General features: G+C 60.4%; 10 protein-coding genes. 4 read left to right on the top strand and 6 right to left on the bottom strand.

The window, feature by feature from the left end; genetic code table 11:
• Positions 1–28: 28 nt before the first annotated feature.
• The 5 genes from Q0L57_RS02725 to Q0L57_RS02705 form a co-directional block, all read right to left on the bottom strand.
• Positions 29–1,279: an ABC transporter substrate-binding protein gene (locus Q0L57_RS02725; RefSeq protein WP_366940856.1), complete on the bottom strand. Its 1,251-nt coding sequence runs from the start codon at positions 1,277–1,279 to the stop codon at positions 29–31.
• Between the two features lie 89 nt (positions 1,280–1,368).
• Positions 1,369–2,406: an alpha/beta fold hydrolase gene (locus Q0L57_RS02720; RefSeq protein WP_296737587.1), complete on the bottom strand. Its 1,038-nt coding sequence runs from the start codon at positions 2,404–2,406 to the stop codon at positions 1,369–1,371.
• Between the two features lie 310 nt (positions 2,407–2,716).
• Entirely contained in the window at positions 2,717–3,388 is a 672-nt protein-coding gene (locus tag Q0L57_RS02715; protein WP_296737584.1) for an ANTAR domain-containing protein, read from the bottom strand.
• A 30-nt stretch (positions 3,389–3,418) separates the two neighbouring features.
• Positions 3,419–4,528 (bottom strand): transporter substrate-binding domain-containing protein, encoded by a 1,110-nt coding sequence (locus tag Q0L57_RS02710; protein ID WP_296737581.1) that lies wholly within the window; start codon positions 4,526–4,528, stop codon positions 3,419–3,421.
• 405 nt (positions 4,529–4,933) lie between these two features.
• Complete coding sequence (locus Q0L57_RS02705; protein WP_296737578.1) at positions 4,934–5,662, bottom strand: GntR family transcriptional regulator; 729 nt, start codon at positions 5,660–5,662, stop codon at positions 4,934–4,936.
• Between the two features lie 447 nt (positions 5,663–6,109).
• On the opposite strand from Q0L57_RS02705, the gene Q0L57_RS02700 reads away from it, so the two are divergent.
• From Q0L57_RS02700 to Q0L57_RS02685, 4 genes are read left to right on the top strand one after another with little or no spacing between them, the layout of a single operon-like run.
• Positions 6,110–7,183, top strand: a complete 1,074-nt coding sequence (locus tag Q0L57_RS02700; protein WP_296737632.1) for an ABC transporter ATP-binding protein — start codon at positions 6,110–6,112, stop codon at positions 7,181–7,183.
• The gene (locus tag Q0L57_RS02695) at positions 7,180–8,061 is read left to right on the top strand and encodes an ABC transporter permease (protein WP_296737576.1); all 882 of its coding nucleotides are present in this window, start codon (positions 7,180–7,182) and stop codon (positions 8,059–8,061) included. The genes Q0L57_RS02700 and Q0L57_RS02695 overlap by 4 nt, the downstream gene beginning before the upstream one ends.
• Positions 8,058–8,831, top strand: coding sequence for an ABC transporter permease (locus Q0L57_RS02690; RefSeq protein WP_296737573.1), 774 nt, complete (start codon positions 8,058–8,060; stop codon positions 8,829–8,831). Before Q0L57_RS02695 ends, Q0L57_RS02690 begins: the two co-directional genes overlap by 4 nt.
• A gap of 41 nt (positions 8,832–8,872) precedes the next feature.
• Positions 8,873–9,916 carry an extracellular solute-binding protein gene (locus Q0L57_RS02685; RefSeq protein WP_296737571.1) on the top strand — a complete coding sequence of 348 codons (1,044 nt, stop codon included), beginning with the start codon at positions 8,873–8,875 and terminating at the stop codon, positions 9,914–9,916.
• Between the two features lie 252 nt (positions 9,917–10,168).
• On the opposite strand, the gene Q0L57_RS02680 is transcribed toward Q0L57_RS02685, so the two are convergent.
• Positions 10,169–11,629, bottom strand: a complete 1,461-nt coding sequence (locus Q0L57_RS02680) for an amidohydrolase family protein (protein WP_296737570.1) — start codon at positions 11,627–11,629, stop codon at positions 10,169–10,171.
• Positions 11,630–11,654: the final 25 nt, after the last annotated feature.

The raw sequence follows: 11,654 nt of genomic DNA, 5'->3' as shown, positions 1-11,654 counted from the left end.
AGGATTGCCCGGCGACGTGGATTGGGGTTCAGACCTTGATGACGTACATCGTGTTGTCGTTGGGGTTCTTCTTCAGGTCACAGACGCCCGAGGTGTCGGACGGCTGCTGCTGCGCATAGCTTTCAAGGATCTTGACCTTGCGGTTCTCGATCTGACCGATGTTGATATCCATGACCGCGTGGTGGGTCTGGGGATCGAGGGAGAACTTGCCGGCGGGCCCATCGAGGCTGACACCGGATTCAAGGGCCTCGATGACCGGCATCCGTTCGGCGGTGCCGGCCCGCTTGACACCCTCCGCCCACAGGTAGACCGCCTGGTAGGTCGCCATCGCCAGTTCGGTCACGTACGGGTAGTCGGCGCCGAACCGCTTGTGGAAGCGTTCGAGGAAGGCCTTGTTGGCCGGAGTGTCGAGGGCCTCGAAATAGTTGAAGCAGAGCAGGATGCCGTTGGTCTCTTCGGGAGCCAGGATCATCTGCTCGCCGCCGATGCTCATGGTGGTCGAAGCCATCGGGATACGCGTGTTCATGCCGGCCGCCGCCCACTGACGATAGAACGACTGATGGGCGCCGCCGACCAGGACGGTGTAGATGAAGTCCGGCTTGGCCTCCTGGATCTTCTGGATCGTCGATCCGAAGTTGGTCACGTCGAGCGGAAAGAAATCCTGGCCGACGATCTGGCCGCCATTGTCGACACAGTATTTGCGCGTCCAGTCGGCGGTGATCTGGCCGTAATTATAGTCGGCGGCCAGCGTATAGATCTTCTTACCCCATTTTTTCATGGCGTAAGGAACCTGCTTGGATTGCTTCTGCGCTGGCGTGATACCGGTGCAGAAAATATTGCGGTCGCAGACGCCGCCTTCGTATTGGGTGTTGTAGAAATACAGGGTGTTCAAGCGCCGAAAGACGGGCCGCATGACCTCGCGAGAGGCTGACGTTATGCCGCCGAACGCCGCGGCAACCTTGTCCTTCAGCGCCGCCTGCTGGGCATATTGCGGATAAAGACGCATGTCGGTCTGGGTATCGTAGGTGACCAGGCCAATCTTCTTGCCAAGGAGGCCGCCGGCTGCGTTGATCTCCTCGACCGCCAGCGTCATGGCGTCCTGCATGGGCTTGCCGGCCGCATCCAAGCCTCCCGACAGATCGAGCAGGCTCGCTATCTTGATTTCGGCGTCAGCCGCCGAGGCATATCCGGAGGCGCCCAGAAGGCCTACCCCGGCAGCAGTGGTCGCCATGGATTTCAAGAGTGCGCGGCGGCTGAGATTCCCATTTATCGTCATCATTTTTCGTTCCCCTGGTTTTACGGCCGAAACCGCCAGGTATCGGCCAGTAGATTCGCGGATTTCAATTTCACGCTGCTTGGCGGCCTGGCTCAGTCGCCAAGCAATTCCCTCCATGCCTTATCCAGGAACTTTACGTCGGCCTGCCGCAGGCCCGAGCCGCCGGCGAAGTGGCCGTGACTGGAAATGAAAGGCCGCAGTTCGGCGTTGGGCATATGCGCGACTTCGAATTCGCTGTCTTCCGGCGGGAAATAGAGGTCGCAATTGCCCGGCATCACGATCGCCTTGGCCTTGATCGCGCCAAGCGCCTTTTTGAAATCGCCATTGTAGAGTTCGTTGTCGCTGATATCCCCGGCCTGCCAGGTGTGGATCATCGCCACCATGTTGTTGGCGTCTCGCAGGTTGAACCAGTCCTCCCAGTAGCCGACGACGAAGTCCTCGACCGACTGGTAGCCGAGTTCGAGATACTCCTCCTTGCGGAAGAACTCCTGCGAGAAGCCCCATCCGGCATAAACGCGGCCCATGGCGCGCAACCCCTTGTAAGGCTGCTCGTCGTACCAGCCCTCCTTGAAGGCATCGTCGGCCGTCAGCGCGGCCTTGACGCCCTCGAGCATGACGTGATTGTGCTTGGCGGTCTTCGCCGATCCGGCTGTCGGGCAGATGGCCTCGACCATGTCCGGGAACAATGCAGCCCAATGGAAGGTCTGGGCGGCGGCCATCGACCAACCCGTCACCAACTTGATCTTGGTGATGCCGAACTTTTCGGTGAGGAGACGCTGCTGCGCCTTGATGTTGTCGTAGTAAGTAACAAGCGGGAAGCGCGCCTTGTTATATGGCGCCGGCTGATTACTCGGCGACGATGAAAGCCCGTTGCCGAAGATATTCGGGATGATGATAAAGTACTTGCTGGGGTCGAGCGCACCGCCTTCGCGGATCACCCACTGATTGTCATAGTGGGTCGAGGCCATATAGGTCAGCAGGATGATTACATTGCTTTTGTCGGCATTCAGCTTGCCGAAGGTCTTGTATGCCAGCTTCGCGTTAGGAAGCGACATTCCGTTTTGGAGCTTTAGCGTGCCAAGCTCGAAGACTTCGTAGTCGACTTCCTTATTGATTTTCCATGGTGCCATAGTATATATCCTCCGTTAGGCATAGTCTCAGCGTTCGCCAAGACCATATCGGTCTTGCCGTTGCGTATTTTACTTTTGGCCAAAGGTTATCCCTCCGGGACAATGGGCCCAGATGGACTTCAGCTATTTGCGCGGCTTGTTGTTCCTCCGGAAGCGCCGCGGTCAGCAGAAAACAAAAAACCCCGCGCACTCAGGTAACCTGAGTTTGCGCGAGGCTCGATCTCGTTCCTCTATGGGAGGTGACGCTTTTGCCACCTGGTTGGTCCGCTAGGGACCATAACGAGCAAAGTTGCTCATTCCGTTGCTTACGTTAGTCGATTAGCCCATACGCGTCAACTAGCGCTGCAGAAATTGCAGCTACCGACATCTGTTTGGTCATGGCCTGGCGGCGCAGGTAGTCGTATGCCTCGTTCGCGCGCAGCTTTCGCTGCTGCATCACGATAAGCTTGGCTTGCTCGATCTGGCGCGACGCATGCAACGTCTCTTCCAGCTTCGCCAGCTTGTTCTGCATCCGCCGCTCGTAGCTGAAAACGCTGCGGGCCAGCGTAAGGTTTGCCGCTATGGCGGCCGGCTGGCACGGCGTCGCTACTATGGCCTGGACATTCGACAGGCGCAGCACTTCCGGCGCAATGCCCTTTTCGCCGTCGACCACGGCAACGATAGGCAGCGGCGGCGCGCCCGACAGCCAGGGTGCGGAAAGAAGCACATCGCTGTCGAGCGCGACGATGGCATAGTCGAACCCGAGCGGCGGCAATACAGGCACGGGCCACACCACTTCGACGGTGCTGACCACACGACGCACCGTCTGCATCAGCGTGGTTCCTTGTGGATCCTTGGGGTGCGCGATAAGCACCGTGGCCTGGCGCAGATCCGCTTGGCCTGCACCGGAATGGCGCGTTGCCCTCGGTTCGGCGCTGCTGGCGCGTTGACGCCCGTCGGCGCTCGCCGCCCGTGAGTGGTGATGCAATGCTCGATCGTTCATGGTGTCTGGCTGAAATCCCGCATTTCGACCTTATGTCACGAGGAACGGATCTGGGCGCAACGCCACCGCGGACTCGCGCAAGATATCAAATCCGCCCGACCCGTCAGCCCTGCCGATCCGGGTCCATAGTTCGGCGTGGCTGCTCTTGTAATCTATCCCGACCTTTCCTTGCGGCGCTGCTATCTCCCTTCCCAGGATGGCCGGCCGCAGCAGATCCGTTTCCATACTGTTGACCTCTGCAACGGCCTCGGCAAACAGGTGCACCTGAAAGTAAGCCGATTCCGCGCACATATTGGTGGATTCATCGTCACCGAAGCGCTTCTTGAACATCCGCACGAAGCGATCGTTTTCGGGATTGCTCACATTCTCGAAATACGTGGCCGCCGTGATGTGGCCCTGGCCGACGTCCGTTCCCATCAGCCGCAATTCGGCTTCGCTCGTGTTCAGGCTTCCTATCGGCATTTTGCCGGGCTCGAAGCCGGCGTCGGCATAGGCCTGGTAGAAATATGAGATCGCCTGCCCGACGATCGTGCAGAAGATCACGTCGGGCTTGAGGTCACGGATCTCACGTATGATAGGCCGAAAATCATGCTGGTCGGCGCCGAAGCTGAGATAGGTCTCGCCCACGATGCTGCCGCCCTGACCGCACACCACGTCACGCACTATCCTGTTGGTGCGCCGTGGGTAGCAATAGTCCGTACCGATGAGGTAAAATCGATTGCCGTGTAGGGCGGTCAGATAGTTGATCAACTCTATTGTGTTCTGATTTGGCGACGATCCGGTGTAGATGATGTTGGGTGAGAATTCGAAGCCTTCATAGCGCGTCGGATACCACAGGAGTGCGTTGACCCTCTCCACCAGCGGGAGCACGGCTTTTCGGCTGGTGGAGGTGTAGCAACCGAAAATCGTCGTGATCCGATCTTCGATCAGAAGCTTGCGCGCATAGTGTGCATACAGCTCGGTGCTTGAAACCGGATCGTAGATGATGGGCACGATCTCGCGCCCGTTCACCCCGCCCGCATCGTTGATTTCCGAAATGCCGAGCAACGTAGCCTTGAGCTGGGTTTCCTCAATCGCGCCCGTGACGCCGGATTGAGAAAAAAGGACGCCAACTCGCCAAGGTTCACCGGTCGTAGCCATCAGTAGCAAGCCCTACCGTAAGGGAATGCGGGCATGCAGACCTCCAAATTTTGCAGGCGGACCGCTTTGCCAACCTGCTGCGCAGCTTATGGCGCCGCGCTTTTTTCATTCCCCAAATTAACCCTGCCTAATATCACGCACCTACTGGAATGCCAATCAAAACCCGCGCGAGCCCGGCCCACGCCTCCGGCATGGCCTCCCGGCGAACTACCGATTTCTGTGGGTTCAATCGCCTGTCCAGAAAAAGAAAATTGTCTTTTGGCTGCCGGGTCATTCTGTGAAATTCCCATGGTCTCTCTCCTTCGGCCAACTCTTGGCCAACAAAGAAATGATGTGGGCAGCTTGGGCCGCCAAGGAGCTGTGGGCAAACTCGCACGGCAGGCGTCAATCGGAATTCGGCAGGTTTCAGTTGGCAGTCAGGCGTTCCCGATAGCCCGCCAGCAGATGCTTGAGCTCGCGTTCGCGCGTCGGCTTCAAATCGAGCAGGCCTCGCGTGGCGACGGCCAGCAAGTGCTCGTCCATAAGCTTGACGGCCGCCGGTTCGTCGCCGCGCAGCAGCGCCCCGATGATCTCCTGATGCTCGTTCACGGCGCATTCGGAGGAATGCGGACGGCCGTAGAGCGCCAGTATCAATGAGCAGCGGGAAGCCAACTCCCGCACGTAGCGGATGAGCAGGTCGTTGGCCGTCATGCTGGCCAGGAGCATGTGGAAATCGCCTGACAGCCGGATCGACTCGGGGCCGTCACGCCCCTGAGCCAGCTCCTCGGCGACGACATGGGCTTCCAGTCTTCGGGCCTGCTCGGCGGTAAGCTGCCCGGCAAGGATTTCGATGACCGTGCGCTCCAGGCCACGCCTCACCTGAAAGACGCCGCGCGCCTCGGCCAGGCTTGGCGATGCTACTTCCGCCCGCTTGTTGGGCCGCTGCGAAACCAGTCCTTCCAGCGTCAGCCGCGCCAGCACGCTTCGCACCACTGTCCGACTCACCCCAAAGGCCTCGCCGACGGAATCTTCGGGCAGCTTTGTTCCAGAAGGCAGTGCCTGATCGATGATTGCCAGCCTGAGCGCCTGGTATACACCGTCGGCCAGGTTACCGGCGCGACTCTTCCGCTTAGTCGACGATTTCTGTTCGGTCATGGCGTGGCCACTTGCTGGGTTGGGTCTCGATAGTGCCAATCGCGACGCTGTCGAAATAAGCTTGTTTCAAATGCGGGCAGTCCTTTCGTTCATTCAGTATACAATACTGATAAAAACTAAATACGAAAATACCCAAATCCAACTTAGCACAGGGCCAGGCTGTCCGCTGGCACCCAAGCGGATACCGCCGGCGAAGCCGTCAACCGCAATCACGCTATTCGATCGGGTCGGTGTCGCGGCTGCGGCGCTAGAATTTGTCAGGCGCTGTCAGGGCGTCGCGTAGTCCCACCGCTCGAATGCTCGACGGCAGCCGCGCGGTGCCTAGCGCGAAAGATTCTCCAAAGCCAAAGTTAACTGTATCCAAATCTCTGGCATAAATTGCATACACTATTGACATCGGCCGTTTCGGTGACATAGTTGGGCGATCAATCATCGGAGCTGAAATTGATCGGCGTCAAAAACGACACCCCGGCGGTGTCTGTTCGTTCCGTTTCGAAGACTTTCGGGGCACACGGAAGTTCAGTCACCGTTCTCGATCGAATATCTTTCGAAATCTTTCAGAAAGAATTCTTCACGCTTCTTGGACCATCAGGTTGCGGGAAAACAACACTCCTGCGATTGATTGCAGGCTTCGAGGAAATCGTGAGTGGCGAGATCCTCATCGACGGCCAGCGAATGAATGAGCGGCCGCCTTTCCACCGCCCGGTGAACACCGTCTTTCAAAGCTATGCGCTGTTTCCCCATCTGACCGTGGCGCAGAACGTTGCCTTTGGTCTGGAAATGCAGGGCTTGGCCCGAAAGGACGCCAACCGGCGTTCGGGTGAAGCGTTGGAGATGGTTCGCATGGGCCAATATGCGAACCGCCGGCCGAACGAATTGTCCGGAGGCCAGCAGCAGCGGGTTGCATTGGCGCGCGCTTTGGCTCCGAGACCTAAGGTGCTTCTGCTCGACGAACCTCTTTCTGCGCTGGACTTGAAGCTCAGAAAGGAAATGCAGATCGAGTTGAAGCAGCTGCAGGCCCAGGCCGGCATCACCTTCGTCTTCGTGACGCACGACCAGGACGAAGCGCTGACACTGTCGGACCGCGTGGCCGTTATGCAGGGCGGCCACGTCCTGCAACTGGGCAGTCCCCGCGAAATCTACGAGCGGCCAAGCCATCTCTTCGTCGCCGACTTCATCGGCGAGATCAATCTGCTCAACGGCCACGCCGAAGCCGGCGGGGCTGTCCGGCTTTCCTGCGGCACGGCCTTGCCGGTGCGGGATTCGCTGGCGGCTGGAAGCGCGGTCAAGGTCGCCATCCGCCCTGAACGCGCGGGACTGGCGGCAGCCGGCGCCGGCACGCTCGATGCCGAGATGGTTCATTCCGCCTATCTGGGCGCCGCCGTCCTGCACCAGTTGCGTCTCGCGGACGGCACGCATTTCCTGCTGCGCGACAACCAGCCGACGGCAACGCCTCCCGTGCCGGGGACACGCGTCGGCCTCACCCTGCCGCCTGAGACCATCCAGGTCTTCGCGGCATGACCGGCAGAGCCAATCTGCGCCGGGCCGCGCTTCTGGCGCCGACGACGATAACGATCCTCGGGCTGGTCGGCATTCCACTGGCGATCATGGTGTGGATCTCGCTTCTCGACCGAGGATCCACCTCCGGCGTCGATTGGCATTCGGTGCCCTCGGGCGCCAATTATCTGAAGTTGTTCATGGAAGAGGATTTCGACGGCAGCTTCATCTTCAATCCAGGCTTCGCGATCATCTTCCTCCGTTCCGTGGTCCAGGCCGCGGTCACCACGCTGATCTGCATCCTGCTCGGCCTGCCGACGGCGCTGTGGATGGCAGGCCTGTCGCCGCGCGGGCGCAACATCATGGTGCTTTTGATCACCATTCCTTTCTGGACCAATTTCCTGGTGCGCAACTACGCCTGGCTGATCATCCTGCGCGAAGACGGCTGGGCGACCGCGGCCGCCCGCACCGTATTCGGCCCCCACGTTGAACTGCTCTACAACGACGTCGCGGTGGCGATCGGTCTCAGCTACAGCTTCCTCCCCTTCATGATCTTGCCGCTTTATGCGGTGTTCGAGAAATTCGACTGGCGGCTGCTCGAAGCCGCCTACGACCTCGGCGCCAACCGCAACCGCGCCCTGCGCAGGATCGTCGTGCCCATCGTCAGGCCGGGTATCGCCGCCGGCTCGATGCTGGTCTTCATCCCCTGCCTTGGGGCCTTCGTCACCCCTGCTCTGCTCGGCGGCGGCAAAACGCTGATGATGGGCAACGTCATCCAGCTGCAGTTCGGCGCCTCGCGCAACTGGCCCTTCGGCGCGGCCCTGGGCGTCGTGCTTCTGGCCGCCATCCTGACAGTGCTCATGGCCGCCGCCTTCTGGCGCAACAGGAGACGCCGTCCATGAACCTTCGCCGCTTTCCGGCCACCCGCGAAATCAGCATGGGTGTGCTCTTCTACCTGTATCTGCCGGTGCTGGTCCTGGTCATCTACAGCTTCAACGGCAACCGCACCGCGACGATCTGGACCGAGGCGTCTGTGAGATGGTACGGGCGCATCCTGGTCAATCCTTCGATCCAGGCGGCCACCTGGAATTCGCTGGTCCTGGCCTTCGCCGCCGCAATCGGGGCAACGCTGATTGCGCTCCTTGCGGCGCTCGCCAGCAAGAAGTCCTTTCGGGGGCAATCTGGTGTCGAGGCCATGATCAACGCGCCGCTGATCCTGCCCGAAATCGTGGTCTCGGTGGCGACGCTGATCATGTTCGTCGCGATCGGCGTTCAGCTCGGACTTGCGGCGATGATCCCAGCCCACATCGCCTTTTGCACGCCCTTTGCCTATCTGCCGATCCGCGCTCGACTGGAAGGCATGAATCCGAGCTTCGAGGAGGCGGCGCAGGATCTCTACGCCAACCGCCTCGGCACCTTTCGCCGGGTGACGCTGCCGCTGCTGTGGCCAGGCATTCTTGCCGGCTTCACGCTCGCCTTCGTCACCAGCCTCGATGACTTCCTGACTTCGTTCTTCCTGTCCGGCCCAGGGTCCACAACCCTGCCTGTCTACATCTTCGCGGCCATCCGCTCCGGCATCTCGCCTGAGATCAACGCAATTTCCACCGTGATGCTGGTGATCTCGGTGCTGCTGGTCGTCCTGTCTTACGCCCTCGGCCGCATCCGCCGCTGAGATCAACAACCAGGGAACCACAACCAAAAGGGAGAGAATTGATGACCTGGACCACCCGCCTCGCCGCGCCGCTTCTGGCGCTGGTGCTTGCGACCGGCGCGAATGCCGCTGAAGAGAAAGTCCTCTATTTCTACAACTGGACCGACTATTACCCGGTCGAGCTTCTGGCGAAGTTCGAAAAAGACACCGGCATCAAGGTCACGCTCGACAACTACGACAGCAACGAGACGCTGCTCGCGAAGCTCCACTCAGGCGGAGCAAAATACGACGTCATCGTCCCATCGGACTATGTCGTGCCGGGGCTGATCAAGGACAATCTGATCCAGAAGATCGAAACCTCTAAGATGGCCAACTACCAGTTCGTGAAGGACAACTTCAAGAATCCCAATTTCGACCCGACCCACGAATACACCGCGCCCTATCTGTGGGGCACGACCGGTATTGCTTATGACAGCGCCCAGGTGCCGGGCGGCAAGCTCGAGGACAGCTGGAAGGTCTACTTCAATCCACCCAAGGAACTCGAAGGCAAGATCGCTGCGCTGGATACGGCCAGCGACGAAATCCTTGCCGCCTCGATCTACCTGGGCATTCCGCAATGCACGGAAAACAAGGATGACGCGGCAAAGATCCTTGCCTTGCTCGAGGCGCAAAAGCCGAAGCTGAAGCTCTATTCCTCGGATACGACGGTCGACCGCATGGCCGGCGGAGAAGTCGCCATGCACCATCTTTGGAACGGCGCCACCGCGCGCGCTCACGCGCAGCGCGACACGATCCGCTACATCTATCCGAAGGAAGGCCTCCCGATGTTCCGGGACAATTTCGCCGTCCCGGCCGGCGCGCTGCATCCAGAAAACGCCAAGATTTTCATCAACTGGATGATGGCGCCTGAGAATGCCGCAGCGGTTTCGAACCAGATCGCCTATGCCAACGCGATCAAGAGCGACAAGTTCATGGATGCCAAATGGATGTCCACCGAGGCGATCAACATGCCGGCTGAATATGCCAGCCGCCTGGTGCCGACCCAGGACTGCAGCGCAGCCGCGCGTGAACTGCAGGACAAGATCTGGACGCGGTTGAAAGGTTGATATGACGAGGGGCGCCCCCCGGGGCGCCCTTTTTTTGAGCCTCGCGTAGGCAGGGTCCCAATAGGCTGCCGGAGACGAACCAACACCGGGCGATGGACAACGTGCGCATCCGGCCTCCCCGATCACAGCAAAGCCTGTGCTGAATCCACTATGTCGCTATTCGCCGAACGACGCGCTTGTCGTGAGCAGCGAAACCAACGATGGCTGGCGCGACGCTTGGGGCGATCCACCGCGGAGCGCCAGCCGAGGTTCCTACAGGTAGTCGAAGGACGGGTGGAAGATCTCCGACACGAGCGGGTGCTTCCAGGTTCTCAGCGGATATTTCTCGATCAGACCGTCGAACTGCTTCTGCGCACGATCCCTGTAGGCGCGCAGGTCGACGCCTGGAAGCTCGCGGTCCTTCATGACGACGCGGCCATTGACGATGACGGTCCTGAAGTCGCGGCCGGAGCCGCTCAGCATCATGGTCTGGATCGGGTCGATCACCTGGCCCAGTTCAAAGGCGCCGAGATCGAACAGCGTCATGTCGGCCTTGGCGCCCACGGCGAGACGGCCGAGATCGGGCCGGCCGAGCGAGTCAGCCGCAACGATCGTGGCCGCGTTGTAGAAATCCGCCGCGCTGCAGGCGGCGACATCATGTTCCGCCACCCGGCACAAGCTGATGCCCAGGCGCATGTTCTCCACCATGTCCGGCGGGAAGGTATCGGTGCCAAGGCCGATCGGAATCCCCTGGCGCATCAGCCGGGAGAAGGATTCCATCGAGCCGCCATAGCGCGACAGGACCAACGGGCAGTGGATGAGGGTCGCACCAGACCGCGTCAGCAGCCCGACATCATCGCCCGTGCGCTTCACCTTGCTGTGCCCGGTGATGTAGACGCCATGCGGCAGCAGTGCACGCTTGGACAGGAAATCGAGTGAAGCAAGCCACTCCAGCGGTGTCTTGCCGTATCGTTCAACGATGGTTTCGAACTCGTCCATGGCCTGGCAGCAATGCAGCCGGATCGGGCAGCCGAGCTCCTCGCTGGCCTTAGCCGAGCGACGAATGAGTTCGGGCGTGCAATTTTCGATGCGGTCGGGCGCCAGCATGCCGCGCACCAACCCCTCATGCGCCCCATCGAAGGCACGCACATAAGCCATGGCCGTGTCCAGTCCCTTCAGGCCGCGCTCCTCGTCCCAGAACGTGTCGAAGCTGCCGTCCTGGCGAATGACGCTCACGCCGGTCATGTAGCAGGGACCAAGATAGGCGCGGATGCCGATCTCGGCGGCGCTGTCGGCCGAGCGGGCGAACTCGTCGTAGGTTTCCGCCCATTCCCGGTAGAACATCGAGGTGATCGGCAGGGCGGTTGTGATGCCGTTGCGGATCAGCTGGACGAAGGCGTACTTCATCTTGAAGGCCTGCTCTTCGGCCGAGTACATCTCCAGCGGCCCCGACGCGAGGTAATCTTCCGGCCACACGCGACCCTTCGCCCAGTCGGGCTGGTTGTCGAAGGCGAGGACAGTCGTATCGAGATCCCCCAGCGCGTTGAGGTCGATGAAGCCCGGGCCGAGGACGGCATTGCCCCCGTCGATTTCCTGATCCACCTGTTCCTGATAGCCGTGGCCGACAAAGACGATGCTGTCGCCCCGATAGACGACCTCCGCGTCGCGCAAGGTGCGGTGCCCCTTGCCGTCGAAGCCGATGACGTAGCGCGCCTTCACTCGTGTCGTGGTCATTCTGGCCGTTCCACTGTCCGGTTGT

The sequence above is a fragment of the Mesorhizobium sp. genome (assembly GCF_024509055.1).
Taxonomy (GTDB): domain Bacteria; phylum Pseudomonadota; class Alphaproteobacteria; order Rhizobiales; family Rhizobiaceae; genus Mesorhizobium.
Note: the sequence above shows the minus strand (reverse complement) of the source record. Positions and strands in the feature narration are given on the sequence as shown.

Excerpts from the sequence above, each read along its gene's own strand:
- Q0L57_RS02725 (WP_366940856.1), bottom strand. The coding sequence starts at position 1,279 with ATGATGACGATAAATGGGAATCTCAGCCGCCGCGCACTCTTGAAATCC.
- Q0L57_RS02720 (WP_296737587.1), bottom strand. The coding sequence starts at position 2,406 with ATGGCACCATGGAAAATCAATAAGGAAGTCGACTACGAAGTCTTCGAG.
- Q0L57_RS02715 (WP_296737584.1), bottom strand. The coding sequence starts at position 3,388 with ATGAACGATCGAGCATTGCATCACCACTCACGGGCGGCGAGCGCCGAC.
- Q0L57_RS02710 (WP_296737581.1), bottom strand. The coding sequence starts at position 4,528 with ATGGCTACGACCGGTGAACCTTGGCGAGTTGGCGTCCTTTTTTCTCAA.
- Q0L57_RS02705 (WP_296737578.1), bottom strand. The coding sequence starts at position 5,662 with ATGACCGAACAGAAATCGTCGACTAAGCGGAAGAGTCGCGCCGGTAAC.
- Q0L57_RS02695 (WP_296737576.1), top strand. The coding sequence starts at position 7,180 with ATGACCGGCAGAGCCAATCTGCGCCGGGCCGCGCTTCTGGCGCCGACG.
- Q0L57_RS02690 (WP_296737573.1), top strand. The coding sequence starts at position 8,058 with ATGAACCTTCGCCGCTTTCCGGCCACCCGCGAAATCAGCATGGGTGTG.
- Q0L57_RS02685 (WP_296737571.1), top strand. The coding sequence starts at position 8,873 with ATGACCTGGACCACCCGCCTCGCCGCGCCGCTTCTGGCGCTGGTGCTT.
- Q0L57_RS02680 (WP_296737570.1), bottom strand. The coding sequence starts at position 11,629 with ATGACCACGACACGAGTGAAGGCGCGCTACGTCATCGGCTTCGACGGC.